General features: G+C 76.6%; 16 protein-coding genes. 8 read left to right on the top strand and 8 right to left on the bottom strand.

Features of this window, described 5'->3' with window-relative positions; translation table 11 throughout:
* Positions 1–78: 78 nt before the first annotated feature.
* Complete coding sequence (locus AC067J_RS02230) at positions 79–1,812, bottom strand: dipeptide ABC transporter ATP-binding protein (RefSeq protein WP_478296048.1); 1,734 nt, start codon at positions 1,810–1,812, stop codon at positions 79–81.
* 357 nt (positions 1,813–2,169) lie between these two features.
* On the opposite strand from AC067J_RS02230, the gene AC067J_RS02235 reads away from it, so the two are divergent.
* A complete protein-coding gene (locus AC067J_RS02235) occupies positions 2,170–2,955 on the top strand; it encodes an SDR family NAD(P)-dependent oxidoreductase (protein WP_478296049.1) in 786 nt (261 codons plus the stop codon).
* 161 nt (positions 2,956–3,116) lie between these two features.
* Here the strand turns inward: AC067J_RS02235 and AC067J_RS02240 are convergent, their stop codons facing one another.
* The 6 genes from AC067J_RS02240 to AC067J_RS02265 form a co-directional block, all read right to left on the bottom strand.
* Complete coding sequence (locus tag AC067J_RS02240; RefSeq protein ID WP_478296050.1) at positions 3,117–4,310, bottom strand: Glu/Leu/Phe/Val family dehydrogenase; 1,194 nt, start codon at positions 4,308–4,310, stop codon at positions 3,117–3,119.
* Positions 4,307–5,368, bottom strand: a complete 1,062-nt coding sequence (locus AC067J_RS02245) for an LLM class flavin-dependent oxidoreductase (RefSeq protein ID WP_478296051.1) — start codon at positions 5,366–5,368, stop codon at positions 4,307–4,309. The genes AC067J_RS02240 and AC067J_RS02245 overlap by 4 nt, the downstream gene beginning before the upstream one ends.
* Positions 5,369–5,540: 172 nt before the next feature.
* Complete coding sequence (locus AC067J_RS02250; protein WP_478296052.1) at positions 5,541–6,752, bottom strand: ketosynthase chain-length factor; 1,212 nt, start codon at positions 6,750–6,752, stop codon at positions 5,541–5,543.
* Positions 6,749–8,023: a beta-ketoacyl-[acyl-carrier-protein] synthase family protein gene (locus AC067J_RS02255; protein ID WP_478296053.1), complete on the bottom strand. Its 1,275-nt coding sequence runs from the start codon at positions 8,021–8,023 to the stop codon at positions 6,749–6,751. Before AC067J_RS02255 ends, AC067J_RS02250 begins: the two co-directional genes overlap by 4 nt.
* Positions 8,024–8,118: 95 nt before the next feature.
* Positions 8,119–9,771 (bottom strand): FAD-binding oxidoreductase, encoded by a 1,653-nt coding sequence (locus tag AC067J_RS02260; protein WP_478296054.1) that lies wholly within the window; start codon positions 9,769–9,771, stop codon positions 8,119–8,121.
* Positions 9,772–9,892: 121 nt separating this feature from the next.
* On the bottom strand, positions 9,893–10,930 hold the full coding sequence (locus AC067J_RS02265) for a ketoacyl-ACP synthase III family protein (protein WP_478296055.1): 1,038 nt from the start codon (positions 10,928–10,930) through the stop codon (positions 9,893–9,895).
* Between the two features lie 163 nt (positions 10,931–11,093).
* Here AC067J_RS02265 and AC067J_RS02270 point away from each other — a divergent pair, with 163 nt between their 5' ends.
* From AC067J_RS02270 to AC067J_RS02300, 7 genes are all read left to right on the top strand, one after another.
* A complete protein-coding gene (locus tag AC067J_RS02270) occupies positions 11,094–12,158 on the top strand; it encodes an acyltransferase domain-containing protein (protein ID WP_478296056.1) in 1,065 nt (354 codons plus the stop codon).
* 167 nt (positions 12,159–12,325) lie between these two features.
* Positions 12,326–12,580, top strand: coding sequence for an acyl carrier protein (locus AC067J_RS02275; RefSeq protein ID WP_478296057.1), 255 nt, complete (start codon positions 12,326–12,328; stop codon positions 12,578–12,580).
* Positions 12,581–12,654: 74 nt separating this feature from the next.
* Positions 12,655–13,170 carry a MarR family transcriptional regulator gene (locus tag AC067J_RS02280; protein ID WP_478296058.1) on the top strand — a complete coding sequence of 172 codons (516 nt, stop codon included), beginning with the start codon at positions 12,655–12,657 and terminating at the stop codon, positions 13,168–13,170.
* Positions 13,167–14,810, top strand: coding sequence for an MFS transporter (locus AC067J_RS02285; protein WP_478296059.1), 1,644 nt, complete (start codon positions 13,167–13,169; stop codon positions 14,808–14,810). The genes AC067J_RS02280 and AC067J_RS02285 overlap by 4 nt, the downstream gene beginning before the upstream one ends.
* Before the next feature lie 152 nt (positions 14,811–14,962).
* Positions 14,963–16,048, top strand: coding sequence for an SRPBCC family protein (locus tag AC067J_RS02290; RefSeq protein ID WP_478296060.1), 1,086 nt, complete (start codon positions 14,963–14,965; stop codon positions 16,046–16,048).
* A complete protein-coding gene (locus AC067J_RS02295; protein WP_478296061.1) occupies positions 16,045–17,277 on the top strand; it encodes a cytochrome P450 in 1,233 nt (410 codons plus the stop codon). The genes AC067J_RS02290 and AC067J_RS02295 overlap by 4 nt, the downstream gene beginning before the upstream one ends.
* Positions 17,274–17,495, top strand: coding sequence for a ferredoxin (locus AC067J_RS02300; protein ID WP_478296062.1), 222 nt, complete (start codon positions 17,274–17,276; stop codon positions 17,493–17,495). The genes AC067J_RS02295 and AC067J_RS02300 overlap by 4 nt, the downstream gene beginning before the upstream one ends.
* A gap of 152 nt (positions 17,496–17,647) precedes the next feature.
* Here the strand turns inward: AC067J_RS02300 and AC067J_RS02305 are convergent, their stop codons facing one another.
* Positions 17,648–18,931, bottom strand: coding sequence for a transposase domain-containing protein (locus AC067J_RS02305; RefSeq protein ID WP_478296063.1), 1,284 nt, complete (start codon positions 18,929–18,931; stop codon positions 17,648–17,650).
* Positions 18,932–18,970 lie beyond the last annotated feature (39 nt).

Raw genomic sequence — 18,970 nt, forward strand, 5'->3', positions numbered from 1 at the left:
CCCCGGCCCCGGCCCCGGCCCCGGCTCCGGGGTGGGCCCGGGGCCGGGGCCGCGCCCGGATCGGCGTCGGCGCCCGGCTCAGTGCCCGCGACCGCCCGGCACGGCGGCGAGCAGCTCGCGGGTGTACGGGTGCGCGGGCTCCTCGAAGACCCGCTCGGTCGGGCCGGTCTCCAGCAGGCGCCCGGACCGCATCACCGCGACCCGGTCGCACAACTGCCGGGCGACGGCCAGGTCGTGGGTGATGAACAGGTAGGCGATCCCCAGCTCGGCCCGCAGGCCGTCCAGCAGGTCGAGGATCTGCGCCTGCACCGAGACGTCGAGGGCCGACACCGGCTCGTCGCAGACCAGCAGTTCGGGCTGGAGGGCGAGGGCCCGGGCGATGGCGACCCGCTGCCGCTGGCCGCCGGACAGCTCGGCCGGGCGGCGCTCCAGGAAGTCCCGGGGCAGCGCCACGAGGTCGAGCAACTCGGCGGCCCGGGCGAGCCGTTCGGCCCGGCCGCCGACCCGGAAGGCCCGCAGCGGCTCCTCGACGATCCGGCGGACGGTGAACCGCGGGTCCAGCGAGGCGAAGGGGTTCTGCTGGACGGTCTGCAACCGGCGGCGCAGACGGCGCAGTTCGGCCCCGGGCAGCTCCGCGAGGTCGGCGCCGTCGAAGCGGACCCGGCCCGCGGTGGGCTTCTCCAGGCGCAGCACCAGCCGGGCCGTGGTGGACTTCCCCGAGCCGGACTCGCCGACCAGGGCGAGCGCCTCGCCGCGGTCCAGAGTGAACTCCACGCCGTCCACCGCGCGCAGGGTGCGGGCCGGGCCGGCACCCCTGGGCAGCTCGAAGTCCTTGACCAGGCCCGTGACTTCGAGGAGCGGCGGCGCACCCTCGGGCGACCGGGCGGCCCGGGCCGCAGCGGGGCGCCGGAGGACCTTCGCACGGCCGGGGACGGCCGCCGTCAGCTGCCGGGTGTAGGGGTGCTCGGGCTGCTCCAGGACCTGCCGGGCGGGGCCGGACTCGACGACCCGGCCGCCGGTCATCACGACCACCCGGTGGGCCCGGTCCGCGGCCACCCCGAGGTCGTGCGTGATCAGCAGCAGCGAGATGCCCAGCGTGCCGGTCAACTCCTCCAGGTGGTCGAGGACCTGGCGCTGCACGGTGACGTCGAGCGCGCTGGTCGGCTCGTCGGCGACGATCAGTTCGGGGCCGGCCACGAAGGCCATCGCGATCAGCACCCGCTGCCGCATGCCGCCGGACAGCTGGTGCGGGTACTGCCGTGCCCGCAGCCCGGCGTCCGGGAGGCCGGCCAGGGTGAGGGCCTCGACCGCCCGGTCCCAGGCCTCCTGCCCCTTGGCCAGGCCGTGGATCCGCAGCACCTCGGCGACCTGGTCGCCCACCCGTCGCAGCGGGTTGAGCGCGACCGCCGGGTCCTGCGGGACGAAGCCGATCGCCCGGCCGCGCAGGGTGCGCAGTTCGGACTCCCGGAGCGCCGCCAGGTCGCGTCCGGCGAAGCGGATCGCGCCGCCCTCGACGCGGGCGGCGGGGGGCAGCAGGCGGGTCACCGCGAGCGCGGTGGTGCTCTTGCCGGAGCCCGACTCCCCCACCACGGCGACGGTCTCGCCGCGCCGCACGTCGAGGTCGACGCCGTCCACGGCCGTGACCGGCCCGCGCCGGCCGCCCCGGTAGACCACCCGCAGGCCGCGGACGGAGAGCAGCTCGCCCGACTCCGCCCCGGGGGCGGCGGGCGACGCGCCGGCCGGGCCGGACGGGCGGCGCGGGCCGGGGGCGGGCGGGCCGCCGCGGTGCTGGTGGTCCGGGTAACTGTCCATGTTTCTCCTGCCCTTGGGCGTGCGGCCGGCCGGCTCCGGCGCGACCCTAGCAGCCGCCGGAGCGGCGACCGGCCGGCGTTCGTACAGCTGTCACACGGCCGTCACACTGCGACCGGCCGCAGTGCCTCCGGCGCCGGGCCGCGGGCCGCGGGCGGGGTTCGCGAGCGGGCACCGGACCGCGCGCAGGACGTGTGTCGGGCCGCGCGCGCCAGACAGACGCCGGACGGGTGTCGGGCCGCGCGCCGGAGCCGTTCTGGAGCGCCCCTCCAGTCGCGACTGCGAGCCTGCTCGACGCGGCGGCTCCCCCGATCCGGGGGCACCCGGCCGCCGGGACAACGAGCGGAAGGGACATCGGGGATGACGGTTCATCAGTCACGCAACGCCCTGGTCACCGGGGCCACCAGCGGCATCGGACTGGCCACGGCGACCACGCTGGCCGGCCTGGGGCACCGGGTCTTCCTGACCGCGCGGACGGCCGAGGCGGTGGAGCAGACGGTGGAGAAACTGCGCGCCGAGGGCCACCAGGCGGACGGTCTCGCCGCCGACGTCCGCGAGGCCGAGGACGTCCGCCGGCTGGTCGCCGCCGCGACCGAGCGGTTCGGGCCGGTCGACATCCTGGTCAACAACGCCGGCCGCAGCGGCGGCGGCCCGACCGCCGGACTGAGCGACGAGACCTGGTTCGACATCATCGACACCAACCTGCACAGCGTCTTCCGCGTCACCCGGGAGGTGCTGGCCGCCGGCGGACTGGCCGAGCGCCCCTGGGGGCGGGTGATCAACATCGCCTCCACCGCCGGGAAGCAGGGCGTCGTGCTGGCCGCCCCGTACTCGGCGTCGAAGCACGGCGTGGTGGGCTTCACCAAGGCGCTCGGCCTGGAGCTGGCCCGCACCGGGGTGACGGTCAACGCGGTCTGCCCCGGCTTCGTGGAGACGCCGATGGCCGTCCGGGTGCGGGCCGGCTACGCCGACCTCTGGGGCACCGACGAGCAGGACGTGCTGGGCCGGTTCGAGGAGCGCATCCCGCTGGGCCGCTACACGACGGCCGAGGAGGTGGCCGGGCTGGTCGGGTACCTGACCACCGACGCCGCGGCGTCGATCACCGCGCAGGCGATCAACGTCTGCGGCGGGCTGGGCAACTACTGACCGGCGCCGCCGAGGAGCGGCGGACGCGACCGCGGCGGTGCCCCGGCCCGAGGAGGGCCGGGGCACCGCCGTGTCCGTGTCCGGGGCACCGCCTGTCCGTGGCCGGGGCACCGGCACGCCCGGGCGCCGGGGCCTGGACGGGCCCCGGCGTCCGGGCGGGTTCAGAGCCGGATCCGCCGTACCGCGCCGACCTCGGCGATCCGCCGCTCGGCCAGCCGGTCGGCCGCCGCGGCCGGGGTGACGCCCTGCTCCCTGGCCTCCCGGAACACCGCGCGGGCGGTGTCCCGGATGCCGAGCGCCCGGGCCCGGGCCCGCGCCTCGTCGTAGCCGCCGTACTCGTCCGCGACCTGGATCACCCCGCCGGCGTTGACCAGGTAGTCCGGCGCGTACAGGACGCGGCGGTCGGCGAGGATCCGGTCCACCTTCGGCGAGGCGAGCTGGTTGTTGGCCCCGCCGCAGACGATCCCGGCCTCCAGGGTGTGCGCCAGTTCCTCGGTGAGGGTGCCGCCGAGCGCGCAGGGCGCGTAGACGTCGAGGCCGGCGGCGAGGAAGGCGGCGCGGTCCGCCACCACCTCCACGGACCGTTCGGGCAGCCGGTGGCGGGCCCGTTCGGCCGCCGCCGGGTCGGTGTCGTGCACCACCACGGTCGCGCCGTGCTCGACCAGGTGGGCGACCAGCCGGCGGCCGACCTTTCCGGCGCCCTCGACGCCGATCCGCCGGCCGGTCAGGTCGTCACCGCCCCAGGCCTCCTCGGCGGCGGCCAGGATGCCCTGGAGCACGCCGAGCGCGGTCAGCACCCCGGAGTCCCCTGAGCCGCCGTGCTCGGCCGTCCGGCCGGTCACGTAGCGGCTCTCCCGGGCCACCACGTCCATGTCGGCGCTGGTGGTGCCGACGTCGCAGGCGGTGATGTAGCGGCCCGCCAGCGACTCGACGAACCGGCCGTAGGCGCGCAGCAGCGCCTCCGAGCGGAGTGCCGCCGGGTCGCCGACGATCACCGCCTTGCCGCCCCCGAGGTCCAGGCCGGCCAGCGCGTTCTTGTACGACATGCCGCGGGACAGCCGCAGCACGTCGTGCAGCGCGCTCCGCTCGTCCGGGTAGACGCGGAACCGGGTGCCGCCGAGGGCCGGGCCGAGCGCGGTGGAGTGCACCGCGATGATCGCCCGCAGTCCGCTGGCCCGGTCCTGGCAGTACACCACCTGCTCGTGCCCCTGGTCGTCCCCCGCGCCCGGCTCCCCGGCGGACGGCCGGTCGGTGCCGAACACCGACCGGTCCGCGCCGAACACCGGCCAGGCCTCCCCGCCACCGCCCGGGCCGCCGGGGCCGCCGGGGCCGCGCCGGTCTCCCCCGGGGCTCATCGCGCGAACGCGGGCGCGACCCGCTCCGCGAACAGCCGCAGGGCCCGCTCCGCCACCTCCGCCGGCAGGTTGCCCGAGTGCACGGTGAGGCTGACGGTGATGTCGTCGCCGAACCACTCGACGACCTCGCGCAGTTGGGCGGTCACCTCGTCCGGGTCCCCGGCCAGGATCAGGTTCTCCTTCAGCCGGCGGTCGAAGTGGAGCAGCTTGCCGGCCTCCTCCAGCTTCTCGTAGCCGGGGTAGTCGGCACTGCGCGCCGTGCCCCAGGCCCGGGTGGCCTCGGCGATCCGCTCGCTGTACTGCTCCTCGTCGTAGCGGCCGAGCCGGCGGGCCTCCTCGCCGTCCTCGTCCAGGAAGAGGCCGAAGCTGACCTGCACCTGCTCCCGGCCGGCCTCCCGGCCGCCCTCGACCCAGCCCTCCCGGTAGGCGGCCAGGATCTCCTGGAAGCCCTGCCGGCCGGCGATCGCCGGGACGCCCTGGAGGCCGCGCCCGGCCAGCCCGGCGGCGCGGGCGGAGGCGGGGCTGGTCGCGGAGGCGACGAAGATCGGCGGGTGCGGTCGCTGGTAGGGCCGGGGCAGCAGGGTGACCGGGCCGAAGCGGTGGAACCGCCCCTCCCAGACCACGTCCTCCTCCGCCCAGAGCCGCTCGACGGCGCGCGAGCCCTCCTCGAACCGGGCCCGGCTCTCGTCCAGCGGCACCTCGAAGGCGGCGAACTCGTCGGGCAGGAAGGCCCGTCCGAAGCCGACGTCGAGCCGGCCCCGGCTGAGGTTGTCCAGGACGGCGAGCCGCCCGGCCAGCTGGACCGGGTGGCTGAACGCGGGGATCACCGCGCCGGTGGCCACCCGGATGCGGGAGGTGGCTCGCGCGATGGCGGTCAGCAGCGGGACCGGGTCCGGGCTGTAGCCGCCGTACGCGAAGAAGTAGTGCTCGACGGTCTTGACGTGGTGGTAGCCGAGCCCGTCGGCGAGCACGGCGATCCGGATCGCCTCGTCGTAGTAGTCGGCGGCGGCCCGCTGCTGCGGACCGACGGTCGGGAAGAAGGTGATGCCGAAGCGCATCGGGACTCCTGTCGAGTGGTTCTGCGGGCGGGGGGATCGGACGGCGGGACGGTGGAGCGGGGGCAGTGGAGCGGGGACGTCGGGACAGGGACAGGGGCAAGGGCAGGGGTTGGGGACGGTGGAGCGGCGGACGGCAGGACGGCGCGGTGCGGAGGCGGCGCCGCGCCGCCGCTCAACGCCGCACGACGAGAGCGGAGTTGAAGCCGCCGAAGCCGCGCGCGAGGATCAGCGCGGTGCGCAGCACGGCCTCCCGCGGGGCGCCGGTGACCAGGTCGATCGGCAGGTCGTCGGGCGCCGTGGTGCCGACCGTCGGCGGCACCACCTGGTCGCGCAGGGCGAGCAGGGCGGCGACCACGTCGACCGGCGGGCCGCCGGCCAGCAGCCGGCCGGTCATCGTCTTGGGCGCCGTGACCGGGACGCCGCGCGGACCGAAGACCTCGGCCAGCACCTCGGCCTCGGCCCGGTCGGCCTCCGGGACGCCGGCCGCGTCGGCGAACACCACGTCCACCTCGTCCGGCCTCACCCCGGCGTCCGCCAGGGCCAGTTCGACCACCCGGCGGAGCGCCGGCGGGCGGCCCGAGCCGGGGCGCGGGTCGAAGCCGGAGGCGTAGCCGACGATCTCGCCGTAGCGCTGCCGCGCGCCGCGCCCCTCGGCGGAGTCCGCCGACTCGACGACGAGCAGCGCGCCGCCCTCGCCGGGCACGTAGCCGTCGGCCTCCGGGTCGAAGGGCCGGTAGGCCGTCTCCGCGCTGCGGGCCCGGCTCAGCAGGCCGTGCGAGATCTGCGAGACCAGCGCGTACGGGTTGAGCGGCGCCTCGACTCCCCCGGCCACCACCAGCCGGACGCCCTTGCGGAGCAGCCGGCGGGCGTGGCCGAGCGCGTCCAGGCCGGCCGCCTGCTCGGCGACCAGGGCGCTGCTCGCCCCGCGCAGGTTGTTCCGGATGGAGATCTGGCCGGTGTTGACGGCGTAGAACCAGGCGAAGCACTGGTAGGCGCTGACGTGCTGCGGGCCGAGCGTCCACAGCTTCTGCACCTCGTGCTGGGTGAACTCGAAGCCGCCGGAGGCGTTGGCGGTGGCCACCCCGACGTCCAGCGGGTCGAAGGCGGCGAGGTCCACGCCCGCGTCCTCGACCGCCCAGTCGGCGGCGGCCAGCGCGAACCTGGTGACCTGGTCGGTCTGCGGGATGAGCCGCCCGGGCAGGTGCTCCACCGGGTCGAAGCCGCGGACCTGGCCGGCGAACCGGGACGGGTAGCGGGAGGCGTCGTACCGCTCGATCTCGCCGATGCCGCTGCGCCCGGCCAGGGTCGCCGCCCAGTACTCCTCGGCGCCCAGGCCGTTGGGGGCGACCACGGACAGGCCGGTCACCACCGCCGTCGCGCTCACCGGGCGCTCCCGGCGGCCTGCGGGCGGCGCAGGACCATCGCGCTCTGGAAGCCGCCGAAGCCGCTGCCGACCGTCAGTGCGACGTCCACCCGGTGCTCGCGTGCGGTCAACGGTACGTAGTCCAGGTCGAGTTCCGGGTCCGGCTGGTGGAGGTTGGCGGTCGGCGGGACGACCGAGTGCTCGATCGCCAGTGCGCAGGCGGCGATCTCGATGGCGCCGATCGCCCCCAGCGAGTGCCCGATCATGGACTTGATGGAGCTGACCGGGGTGCGGTAGGCGTGCTCGCCGAGGCTGGTCTTGAACGCCGCCGTCTCGTGCCGGTCGTTCTGCTTGGTGCCCGAGCCGTGCGCGTTGACGTAGTCGACCTCGGTCGGGTCGGTGCGGCCCTCGTCCAGGGCGGCGGTGATGGCCTGCACCATCTCGGCGCCGTCGGGGCGCAGTCCGGTCATGTGGTACGCGTTGCAGCGCGAGGCGTGGCCGGTGATCTCCGCGTAGACGCGGGCGCCGCGCCGCCGGGCGTGCTCCAGGCTCTCCAGGACGAGGACGGCGGTGCCCTCGGCGACCACGAAGCCGTTGCGGGTGCGGTCGAACGGCCGGGAGGCGTGGCCGGGGTCGTCGTTGCGCGGACTGGTCGCCTTGATGGCGTCGAAGCAGGCCACCGCGAGCGGCGAGATCGGGGCGTCGGTGCCACCGGTGACCACCACGTCGGCGAGGCCGTCGCGGATCAGGTCGCGGGCGTGCCCGACCGCGTCGAGCCCGGAGGTGCAGCCGGTGGAGATCAGCACGGACGGCCCCTCCGCGCCGACCGCCCAGGCGACCTCGGCCGCGATCGAGCTGGGGACCAGGTAGTTGTACAGGTGCGGGGTGGCGTGGTCGCTGTCCAGCACCCACTTGCCGCCGGTGTCGCTGAGCACCACGTACTCGTCCTCCAGCGCCATGGTCGCGCCGACGGCGCTGCCGACGCTGACGCCGAGCCGGCCCGGGTCGGTGCCGGAGAGGTCGAGGCCGCTGTCGGCGACGGCCTCGCGGGCCGCGACCACGGCGAGTTGGGCGGCCCGGTCGGTGCGCCGGATCTCGCGGGCGGTGAGCCCGTGCTCGGCGGGGTCGAAGTCGCACTCGCCGGCCATCTGCGAGCGGAACGGCGCCGGGTCGAAGAAGCTGATCCGGCGGGTGGCGGTCCGCCCGGAGGTCAGCAGGTCCCAGAAGTTCTTCACCCCCGTCGCGCCCGGCACCACGGTGCCGATCCCGGTGATGACCACTCGTCCGTCCATGCGTTGTCCTCGGTGTTCGTCGTCGGTCCGGCCGGTGGCCGGTCTGGTCGGTGCGCCCGTGCGGGCGGGTGCCCGGTCACCGGCCGCGGCCCCGGTCACGGGGCGGGCAGCCGGATCGAGCGGGGGTGGTGGAAGAAGTCGGTCGGGTCCCAGCGGGCCTTGACCCGGCGCAGCCGGGGCAGGTTGACGCCGTGGTAGAGCTCGGCCCAGGGGACGCCGGAGGTGTTGGCGGCCGGGTCGTCGGCGGGGGCGGTGTCGGGGTAGTTGATGTAGCAGCCGTCGGTGCGGTCGTCCGGCACCGGGACGCCGCCGGTGCGGGCGTACACCTCGCGGTAGAGCCGGGTGGCCCAGCCGGTGTTGGCGGCGTCGTCGGCCGGGTCGGTCCACAGGCTCTGGAACAGTGCCTTGGCGATCGCGCCGCGCTGGGCGACCGCGGTGTCCCGGGGTGCGACGGCGCCGATCCGCCCGCCCACCAGGTTGACCACCACCATGGCGTTGGGGTTGTCGATGCCGTCGTCGGTCAGGTAGCGGTGGATCACGGCGATCTGTTCGTCGGTGAAACCCTTGAGCAGGTAGGCGGAGTGGTGGTCGCCGCGCACCGCCGGATGGTTGCCGATCGCCGAGGCGGTGCCGAGGTAGCGGGTGGCGCGCAGCCAGGGCAGCCCCTTGGGCGGGGGCAGTGCGGCCGGGTCGGTGCCGGTGCCGGCCAGCAGGTCGCGCAGGTAGGCGTCGAGCAGCGCGCGGGCGCCGGGGGCGCCGGCGTCGAGCTGGGCGAGCAGGGTGACGTGGCCGCTCGACCGGTGGGTGAAGGAGAAGGAGCCGCTGAGCGCGGTGTACGGGGAGTCCGGTCCGCTGTGGGTCTCCAGCCAGGCGCCGGCGTTGCGCAGCAGGGCGGTGAAGCGCGCCTCGGTGAGGGTGCTCCAGGGGATCGGGACGGCGCTGATCAGCACCTCGCGGGGCGGGGCGACCAGCAGCCGGCCGGGGTCGTCCCCGGTCCGGCCGGGGGTGCGGAACCAGTAGCGGGTGATCACTCCGAAGCTGCCGCCGCCCCCGCCGCTGTAAGCCCAGTGCAGGTCGCGGGCCGGGTCGCCGGGCTCGCGGGTGGCGATCACCGCGCGGACGGTGCGGTCGGCGTCCACCACGACGACCTCGATCGCCTCCAGGTGGTCGACGGTCAGGCCGTGGGCTCGGGAGAGCAGGCCGAACCCGCCGCCGCTGACGTGCCCGCCGACGCCGACCGAGTAGCAGAGGCCGCCGGGGACGGTGACGCCCCAGTTCTTGTAGAGCGTGTCGTAGACGTTGAGCAGGGTCGCGCCGGCCCCGACCTCGAAGGCCCGGCGGGCGGGGTCGTAGCCGACCCGGTCGAGGGCGGAGAGGTCGATCACGGTCTCCACCTCGGGCCGGTAGACCAGGTCGGCGAGGCTGTGGCCGCCGCCGCGCACGGAGATCCGCTGCCCGGCCCGGACGGCCTCGCGGACGGCGGTCACCACCTCGGCGGTGCTCCGCGGCAGGCGGATCCGGCCGGGGGTGCCGACCCAGCGCTGGTTGACGCCGGTGACGAGCTCCGGGTAGCGCGGGTCGTCGGGGGTGACGGTGGTGACGGTGGTGGGGCCGTCGGGGCGCGGGCCCGGCCGCTGCGGGGGTTCCGGGGCGGCGGCCGCGGTTCCCGCGACGGGGCCGAGGACGGCGGCGGAGCCCAGGGCGGCGCCTGCGCCCAGCAGCGCGCGCCGGCCGATGGCGGGTGGCATGGCGGTTCTCCCTCGGTGGTGTGGTCGCTGTGGTGTCGCCCGGGGCGGTGGCGCGGGGCGGACGGAGCGGACGGGGCGGTCCGCGGCCCGGGCCGGCCGGACCGGACCGGGTGGCCGGGAGTCAGGCGGCGGCGTCGCGGACCGGGGCCTCGGCCAGCACGTCGACCACCGCGAACGACCAGGTGAAGCCCGCCCCGACGCCGGCCAGCAGGCAGCGCTGCCCCGGCCGCACCCGCCCGGACGCGGCCAGCTCGGCCAGCCCCGCGTACTGGTCGCCCGCGCCCAGGTGCCCGACCGTCCGCGCCCAGGACCAGGTGGTGACCGCGGCGTCCACCCCCCAGGGCCGCAGGTACGCGGCGGTCAGCCGGCGCAGTCCGAGGTGCGGCAGGACGAACCAGTCGATCTCGGCGAGCTCGGTGTCCGCGTCGGCGAGCGCCCGCTTGAGCGCCTCCTCCTGCCCGGCGGAGACCCGGTTCACGCAGTACGAGATCCCGTGCACGGCGACGAAGTCGTCCTTGTGCGCGGCGAGGTCGACGGCCGGCCGGTGGCTGAACGGGGCCGGGCCGAACGGGTCGTCGCCCCGGTGCAGGCCCTCCAGGTCCGGGTCGGAGACGGTGGCCAGGCTGCGCAGCGCCGCGAAGCCCGGCCTGCGGGTCAGCACCAGCGCGGTGCCGCCGTCCGCGTAGACCGTGCCGGGGTCGCTGCGCCAGCGGTCGAAGCCGGGCGGGCCGAACCAGTCGCCGGTGGTGAGCAGCGCCGCCGTCCCGCCCGTCCCGCGCAGGTAGCCGGCCGCGAGTTCGAGCGCGGCCATGCCGCCGTTGGACATCTGCCGGACCTCGACGGCCGGGCACCGATTGCCGACGGCGGCCCGCTGCACGTACGAGGCGGGCGGCCAGAGGTCGTGGCCCTGGTAGTAGACGTCGGCGTGCAGCACCAGGTCGATGTCGTGCGGCCCGTGTCCGGAGGCCCGCAGGGCGGCGCGGGCCGCGGCGGCGGCCATCTCGGCGGGCGGCTCGCCGTCGGCGACGGAGATCTCCCGCAGGCCGGTGCGCCGGGCCACCGTGGCGTCGCAGAGCCCGTCGGCCACCGCGTCGGCGACCGCGACCCGGCCGGGCAGCCGGTGCGCCGCGGCGGCGATGTACAGGTCGTCGTACCGCATGCCTGCTCCTCGGTCGCGGGGTTCCGCCGGCGGGTGCCGGCGGCCCTGTCATGGTGGGCGGGCTGCCTGGACGCGTCGTCCAGAGCCGGTCCAGCGGGGCTTGGCACGGTGGCCCGGTGACGGTCCGCCGCAGGGGCGGGCCGGGTCGCCGAGGAGGTCCGTGATGACCGTGGAACACCGGGAGGCCGCTGCACAGCGGCAGGAGGCCGGGGCCGGGAGCCCGCAGGCGGCGCCGGGACGGCGGCGGGTGGCGCTGCTGTTCCCCGGCCAGGGCGCGCAGCAGCCGGGGATGGCGCTCGGCCTGTACCGGGCCGATCCGCGGTTCGCGGCCCGGGTGGACGAGGTCCTGGCGCTCTGGGGCGCCGAGGGCCGGGCGGTCCGCCGCGACTGGCTGGCGCCGGACGCGCCGGACGTCCCGCTGGACGACCTGCGCCGCGCCCAGCCGCTGCTGTTCGCGGTGGACTGGGCACTCGGCCGGACGGTGCTGGACTGGGGGGTGCGGCCGGACGCGCTGCTCGGCCACAGCGTCGGCGAGGTGGCCGCGGCCGCGCTGGCCGGGGTGCTGACGCTCGCCGAGGCCGCCGCCGTGATGGCCGACCGGGTGCACCACCTGGCCTCGGCCCCGCCGGGCGGGATGCTGGCGGTGGCCGGCGCGCCCGAGCAGGTGGCCGGGCTGCTCGGGGAGGGCGTGGTGGTCGGCGCGGTCAACGGCCCCCGGCAGGTGGTGGTGGCCGGTGCGGAGGCACCGTTGGCGGCCGCCGAGGCCCGGCTGCGGGCGGCCGGGCTGAACACCCGCCGGGCGCGGACGCTCAGCGCCTTCCACAGTCCGGTGGTGGCACCGGCGGCGGCCCTCGGGCTGCCGGTGCTGCGCTCGGTGGCGCTGCGCCCGCCCCGGCTGCCGCTGCACTCCGGCTACACCGGCGGCCCGCTGGACGCCGCGACGGCGGTGGACCCGGAGTTCTGGGCCGGCCAGCCGGCCGCGCCGGTGCTGTTCGGCCCGGCGCTGGACGGGCTGCTCGCGGAGGGCCGCTGGCTGCTCGTGGAGGCGGGCCCGGCCCAGGGGCTGACCATGCTGGCGAAGCGTCACCGGGCGGTGGCGGCGGGGGACTCGGCGGCGGTGGCACTGCTGCCGGCCCGGCCGGGGGACGACGGGCGGGAGGCCGCCGCGGTGGCCGCCGTCCGGGCCCGGCTGGCGGCGGAGACGCTGCTCCCGGCCCGACCGGCCTGACCGGGCAGGCCCTGCGCGGCTCCGGGCAAGCCCCGCGCGGCTCCGGGCAGGCCGCGGGCGGGCCCGGGCGGACGCCGGGCGGCTTCAGGGGGACTCCAGCGCCGTTCCAGGCCCCGCTGCGAGCTTGGGGCAGCGACCGTACCGAAACCGACAGCGAGGACAGCGACATGAGCGCACTGACCATCGACGACCTGCGGACGATCCTGCGCGACGCGGCGGGCGAGGACGAGGAGGTCGACCTCTCCGGGGACATCGCCGACACCCTGTTCACCGATCTCGGCTACGACTCGCTGGCGCTGCTGGAGACCGCGTCGGTGATCAGCCGCCGCTACGGGATCACCCTGCCGGACGACCTGTTCGACGGCGTGGAGACCCCGCAGGCGCTGCTGGACGAGATCAACTCGGCGCTCGCGCCCGCCTGATCGTACGTCAGTTCGGCTTCGGCGCAGGCTTTTCTCAGTTGGTTTTACCCAACCAACCGGTCTAGCATGACGGCATGACAACTGAAGCGCCTGCCGTCCCGCCCCCCGGCGCCACGCGCCGGGAGCTGTCCGACCGGGCCATCGCGGAGGCCGCCGTGGCCCTCAACACCATCGGCTGCTGGCTGCTCTCGCCCGCGACCAAGCGGCGGATCGCCGCCGAGGCCGAACTGACGCTCCCACCCGGCGACTACACGCTGCTCACCCAGATCGAGCACTGGCAGCCGGTCCGGCTCTCCACCGTCGCCGAGCGGCTGGAGGTCGACCGCTCCTCGCTCACCCCGCAGACCCGGCGGCTGGAGGACGCCGGCCTGATCGTCCGGCTGCCCGACCCGGTCGACCACCGCGCCCAGCTGGTGCAGGTCACCGACCGGGGCCAGGCCGTCCTGGAGCGGCTCTGGCAGGCCCGCTCGCAGGCCCTGGCCGGGCTCCTGGAAGGCTGGGCCGACGCCGACGTTGCGCTGCTGACGGAGAGTCTGAGCGCGCTGGCCGGCAGCGTCGGCGCCCGCGCCTACCGGGAGGGCCGGTCATGAGCGGGCGGTCCACCGACGCCGCGGTCACCCCCGGGCAGCCGGGCCCGGCCGGACCCGACGACGCCGCCGACCCCACCGGTCCCGGGGCCGGCACGGCGCCCTCCGGCGCGGCTCCGGCCGCCGCCGTACCGACCGCCACCGCCGCCACCACCACCACCAAGGCGTCCCCGGAGCAGGACACCCCGGCCGGGGAGGCCGCCGGCACGTCCTCACCGAGTCGGCGGCGCGAGAGCCTGATCGTCGGACTCGCCTGCCTCGGCCAGTTCATGGTCGTCCTGGACGTCTCCATCGTGAACGTGGCCCTGCCCGCGATGCGCGACTCGCTGCACTTCGCCACCGCCGACCTGCCGTGGGTGGTGAACGCCTACACCCTCGCCCTGGCCGGGTTCATGCTGCTCGGCGGCCGCGCCGCCGACCTGTACGGCCGGCGCCGGATGTTCCTGGTCGGCGTGGTCGCCTTCACCGCGGCCAGCGTGGTCGGCGGCCTGGCGCCGTCCGCCGGGGTGCTGGTCGCGGCGCGCGCCGTGCAGGGCCTCGGGGCCGCCGTCCTCGCCCCCTGCACGCTGACCATCATCACCACCACCTTCACCGAGGGCCCCCGGCGGACCAGGGCCATCGCCACCTGGTCGATGGTCGGTGCGGTCGGCGGCGCGGTCGGCGCGATCGCCGGCGGCCTGCTCACCGACTACCTGTCCTGGCGCTGGGTGCTGCTGGTCAACCTGCCGATCGGCCTGGCCGTGGTGGTCGGCACCCGGCTCTGGCTGCCCGCCGACCGGGGCAACTCCGGGCGGAAGCTGGACGTGCCCGGCGCGGTCACCGTCTCGGCCGGCCTGACCGCCCTGGTCTACGGCATCGTGCAGGCCGACAAGGACGGCTGGGGCTCCACGGGCACCCTGCTGCCGATCGTCGCCGGCCTCGTGCTGCTCGGCCTGTTCGTGCTGATCCAGGCCCGGCTCGCCTCCGAACCGCTGCTCCCGCTGCGGCTGTTGGGCGTCTGGCAGCGTTCCGGCGCCAACCTGGTGATGTTCCTGCTCGGGGCGGGCTTCTTCTCCCTGCTCTACTTCGTCTCGATCTACCTGCAGAACGTCCGCGACTTCTCACCGATCGAGACCGGCCTGGTGTTCGTCCCGCACACGGTGGCGACCGTGGTCGGCGCCAAGTCCGCCGCCCGGCTGCTCGGCCGCGGCATCCCCGCGCCCTGGCTGATCATCGCCGGACTGGTCGCCTCCGCCGCCGGCTTCCTCTGGCAGGCGCAGCTCGACGCGACCGGCTCGGTGCTGCTCTGGGTGGTCGCCCCCGGCAGCCTGGTGTTCCTCGGGATCGGCCTGGCCCTCACCCCGGTCGCCATGACGGCCACCTCCGGGGTGCCGGGCGCGGACGCCGGCATCGCCTCGGGACTGGCCAACGCGGCCCGCCAGATCGGCGGTTCGTTCGGCCTGGTGGTGCTCACCGGCATCGCCTCGGCGCACACCCGGAGCCTGCTGGACGGCGGTGAACCGGCCGCCGGTTCGCCCGAGCTCGCCTCGGCGCTCACCTCCGGCTTCTCCTGGGCGTTCGTCTCCGCCGCCGCGATCCTGGCGCTCTGCATCCTGGTCACGCTCACCCTGCCGCGTCCACCGCGGCGCACCGCCGGGGGCTGACCGCCCGGCGGCTGGCGGGCCCGTCCCGCGAGGGCCGCTCCAACCGCGTTCCAGCGCCCCTCTACGGACGGCTGCGAGGTTCGAGGCGACCCGGCCGCCGCCGCACCCGCGGCGGCGGCCCGCCCCAGCCCCGGCGAACAGAGGACCCCGCGATGCCCAGCACGCCCGCCCCCGGCGCACCGGCCGTCACCGTCCGGGCCCCGGCCCAGCAGTTGAGCGACCTGCTCGGCGCCGTCGAACGCTGGCCCGTCCTGCTCGACCACGTGGTCTACGCCCTGCGCACCCCGGACGGGGAGAACGAGCGGATCGAGGTGTGGACCCGCGACGGCGAGCAGATCACCCACTGGTGGGGCGAGCACCGCGCCGCGCCGGACGGCCTGCGGACGGACTTCCGGCACTCGCCCGCCCCGGGGAGCCCGGCCACCGTCACCGGCCACTGGGTGCTCACCCCGGCCGAGGAGGGGGCTGCGACCGGGCTCGTCCTGCGGCTCGACCGGGACTCCGCGGGCGCGCCGCTGGCGGGCGCCGGTGCCGCCGGGGCGGGCGCGGGTACTCCCGGGGCGGGCGCCGGTGCCGAGCCCTCTGCCGAGGCCGCGGGCACCGGCGCCGAGGCCGCGGGCACCGCTGCCGCCGAGGTCGCCGAGGTGTTCCGGCGGCACGCCGAGGCCGACCCCGGGCTGGTGTTCACCTTCCAGGACACCCTCCGCACCACGGCCCCCGCCGAGCCCGTGCTGGACTTCCTGCGGCGCGTCCGGGACTGGCCCGGCGCCGTGTCGCACATCGCCACCGTCTCCGTCACCGAGACCGCCCCGGGCGTCCAGTCCGTGGTCTCCGGCGTCCGGGCCCCCGACGGCTCGGTCCAGGACGTCCCGTCCGTCCGCCTGGTGCTCGCCGACCGGGTCGTCTACACCCCGCTGACCGTCCCGCCGTTCGCCTCCGCGCACCTCGGCGAGTGGATCGTCGGCACCGCGCCGGACGGCACCACCACGGTGACCGGCCGGCACACCGTGGCGCTGCGCGCGGACCGGCTCGCCGCCGCCTTCGGCCCGGGCACCACGCCGGCCGACGCCCAGCGGCGGGTGCGGGCCGCGCTCGGCGCGCACAGCCTGGCCACCCTGGACGCCGCCCGGGCGGACGCGGAGTCCCGCACCGCCCCGGCGCCCGTGTCCACGCCCGCCCCCGTCTCCGCGTCCGTCCCCGTTCCCGTCCCCGCTCCCGCCTCCGGAGGTCACCGATGACCCGACCGCCCCTGACCGAGCCCGCCCGGCCCGCCATCGCCTTCCCGCCCGACCGGAGCGACCCGCTGGCCCCGCCGGTCGAGTACCGGGTGCTGCGCGAGTCCGCCCCGGCCTCCCGGATCACCCTCTACGACGGCAGTGAGGCCTGGCTGCTCACCCGGTACGACGACGTCCGCGCCGTCCTCGGCGACCTGCGGTTCAGCGCGGACGCCCGGCGCGACGGCTTCCCCTTCGTCTCGGCCGCCGTCCGGGCCAGCGTCGGCGGACGCACCCCGTTCTTCCGGATGGACCCGCCCGACCACGACCGGATCCGGCGGATGCTCACCCGGGACTTCATGGTCAAGAGCATCGACGCGCTCCGGCCGCGGATCTCCGCGATCGTCGAGCGGTTCCTCGACCAGCTGCTCGCCCAGCCGCAACCCGCCGACCTGGTCCAGGAGTTCGCCCTGCCGATCCCCTCCGCGGTGATCGCCGAGCTGCTCGGGGTGCCGTACGAGGACCACGAGTACTTCCAGACCCGCGGCAAGCGGATGCTCAGCCGCTCCAGCACCCTCCAGGAGAGCGCGCAGTCGGTGGTCGACCTGCGCGAGTACATCGGCAAGCTCGCCGAGCGGCGCCGCACCGACCCCGGCGACGACGTCCTGAGCCGGCTGGTGGTCGAACGCGAACTGACCGGTGAGCTGGACCACGAGGACGTCAAGAGCACCGGTCTGCTGCTGCTCGTCGCCGGGCACGAGACCACCGCCAACATGATCGCGCTCAGCGTGCTCACCCTGCTCCGCCACCCGGAACAGCTGGCCGTCCTGCGGGCCGACCTCGCCCGGGTCCGGGACGTGGTGGAGGAGCTGCTCCGCTTCCTGTCGGTGGTGCACAGCGGGGTGCCGCGGGTGGCGCTGGAGGACGTCGAGATCGCCGGGGTGGTGATCCGCGAGGGCGAGGGCGTGATCGCCTCCGTCCCGGCCGCCAACTGGGACCCGGCGCACTTCGCCGCCCCCGAGGTCTTCGACATCGACCGGGACGCCCGGCGGCACGTCGCCTTCGGCTTCGGCATCCACCAGTGCCTGGGGCAGCCGCTGGCCCGGGCCGAACTGGAGATCGCGCTGACCACCCTGCTGGACCGGCTGCCCGGGCTGCGGCTCGCCGAGGAGGACCGGGACGGCCGGGGCGGACCGGAGTTCGCGCCGGAGAAGGCCGTCTACGGCCTGCACCGACTGCCGGTGACGTGGTGAGCGCGGCTCCGCCGGAACGGCTGGCGGTGGACACCGGCCTGTGCTTCGGCTCCGGGCAGTGCGTCCGCTACGCGCCCGGCGTCTTCGAGCAGCGGGACGAGGACGGGTTGGGCCGTCCGCTGGTCGAGCACCCGGCCGGGGAGGCCCTGCGGGAGGCGCGGTCGGCCGTCGAGCTGTGCCCGTCCGGGGCCATCAGCCTCCGGCCCGACCGGACCTGACTGCCCGCCGGGACCTGACGGTCCGCACGGGACCGGCCGCGGACGGACGGGCCCGACCGGCCGCACAGGAACCGGCCGCACCGGAACCGACCGGCGCCGGCTCCACGCCCCCTGACGTGGCCCGGCCCGACGAGGCCCGGCCGGGCCGCCGGTCAGCCGGCCCGGCGTCGGGCCCGTTCGTCCGCCGCCGGGCGCCGGGCGGGCGTGCCCAGCGACCGCGTCCCCAGCCCGCGCGGCACGCCGCCGGCCGCGGGCGCCCCGGCCACGGCCACCGCCGCTGCCGCTGCCGCCGCCATCCGCGCCGCGGCCGTCCTCGCCGCAGCCGTCGCCACCGCCCCGTCCAGGGCCGGCTCACCCCGGTCCCGTACGGGGCGCAGCAGTTCCGCCAGCGCCTGGTGGACCAGCAGGTACCCCCACACCTCCTGCTCCACCCCGCGCCGCGACCTGGCCCGCAGCGCCGGGACGGCGCCTTCCGGCCGTCCGGCCGCCAGCTCGGCCAGCGCCTCGCGGAACCGCCAGCGGTGCAGGAAGAGCGCGGCCAGCGCGTCCGCCGGGGCGGCGACCGGGTCGAGCAGGCTGGTGACCAGCCGCAGCCGCCGGCCGTCCACGGTCTGCTCCACCACCCGGACCGGCACCGCCAGCGCCGAGCCGTCCTCGTCGCAGTCGCCGGCGCCGTCCAGCACCGAGCGGTACGAGCCGTCCGGGAGCGTCGCGTGCCGGACGAACTCCGCCTCCACCGGTACGCCCCAGAGCAGTTCGGCGCCGTTGGCGCGGGCCGTGCACCAGGAGCGGGCCCCGACCATGCCGAGGGCGGCGAGCAGCAGGTCGCCCCGTCCGGCCTCGCGCAGCAGCGGCCGGGCCGCGACCACCGCGGGCTCGCCGCCGATGCCGATCCGGGCGTCCACCACCACGCGGTTGGCGTCGCAGGCCAGCGCGACCACCCGGACCCGGGGCGGGCCGCCGGGAGTGCCGGGCCGGGTGAAGCCGGCCGCGTTCTCCTCGGAGTCCGGCACCTCGAACCGCGCGGTGTCCAGGCTGAGCACCCGCAGGCCCAGCAGGCCGGGCGCGGGCGGCACCAGGGCGGCCCGGGCGGCGAACAGCGCGCGCAGCGGCTCCGGGCCGAGCCGGGCCCGGGCCCGGGAGAGCGCCGCGGCCGTCGGCACCGGGCAGCTGCCGGGCAGGCCGAAACCCCATCTCATTCCCTGAGACAGAAGCTCGGCCACCCGCTCGTACTTAAGACCGGGGAACAGGCAGAGCGCGAGCACGAAATAGACCACCACGCGGGCCGGGAGCAGCCGGGTCCGCTGTTCGGTCCGCCCGGTGAGGGTCAGCACCTCGTCCACCAGGGCGGGCGGGAACGACCACGTGAGCAGCCCGATCGCGATCCGCTCGGCCAGTTCGGCGTGCGGGGCCGCCGCCGACTCGTACCGTCCCATCCGCTCCCCCCTCGGATCGCGCCCGGCGGCACCGCTGCT

The sequence above is a fragment of the Kitasatospora sp. NPDC042419 genome (assembly GCF_056437345.1).

What these genes read in the sequence shown, in the direction of transcription:
- AC067J_RS02295 (WP_478296061.1), top strand. Translation starts at nt 16,045, where the DNA reads ATGACCCGACCGCCCCTGACCGAGCCCGCCCGGCCCGCCATCGCCTTC.
- AC067J_RS02290 (WP_478296060.1), top strand. Translation starts at nt 14,963, where the DNA reads ATGCCCAGCACGCCCGCCCCCGGCGCACCGGCCGTCACCGTCCGGGCC.
- AC067J_RS02245 (WP_478296051.1), bottom strand. Translation starts at nt 5,368, where the DNA reads ATGCGCTTCGGCATCACCTTCTTCCCGACCGTCGGTCCGCAGCAGCGG.
- AC067J_RS02305 (WP_478296063.1), bottom strand. Translation starts at nt 18,931, where the DNA reads ATGGGACGGTACGAGTCGGCGGCGGCCCCGCACGCCGAACTGGCCGAG.
- AC067J_RS02275 (WP_478296057.1), top strand. Translation starts at nt 12,326, where the DNA reads ATGAGCGCACTGACCATCGACGACCTGCGGACGATCCTGCGCGACGCG.
- AC067J_RS02270 (WP_478296056.1), top strand. Translation starts at nt 11,094, where the DNA reads ATGACCGTGGAACACCGGGAGGCCGCTGCACAGCGGCAGGAGGCCGGG.
- AC067J_RS02230 (WP_478296048.1), bottom strand. Translation starts at nt 1,812, where the DNA reads ATGGACAGTTACCCGGACCACCAGCACCGCGGCGGCCCGCCCGCCCCC.
- AC067J_RS02255 (WP_478296053.1), bottom strand. Translation starts at nt 8,023, where the DNA reads ATGGACGGACGAGTGGTCATCACCGGGATCGGCACCGTGGTGCCGGGC.
- AC067J_RS02240 (WP_478296050.1), bottom strand. Translation starts at nt 4,310, where the DNA reads ATGAGCCCCGGGGGAGACCGGCGCGGCCCCGGCGGCCCCGGCGGCCCG.
- AC067J_RS02235 (WP_478296049.1), top strand. Translation starts at nt 2,170, where the DNA reads ATGACGGTTCATCAGTCACGCAACGCCCTGGTCACCGGGGCCACCAGC.
- AC067J_RS02285 (WP_478296059.1), top strand. Translation starts at nt 13,167, where the DNA reads ATGAGCGGGCGGTCCACCGACGCCGCGGTCACCCCCGGGCAGCCGGGC.
- AC067J_RS02260 (WP_478296054.1), bottom strand. Translation starts at nt 9,771, where the DNA reads ATGCCACCCGCCATCGGCCGGCGCGCGCTGCTGGGCGCAGGCGCCGCC.
- AC067J_RS02265 (WP_478296055.1), bottom strand. Translation starts at nt 10,930, where the DNA reads ATGCGGTACGACGACCTGTACATCGCCGCCGCGGCGCACCGGCTGCCC.
- AC067J_RS02280 (WP_478296058.1), top strand. Translation starts at nt 12,655, where the DNA reads ATGACAACTGAAGCGCCTGCCGTCCCGCCCCCCGGCGCCACGCGCCGG.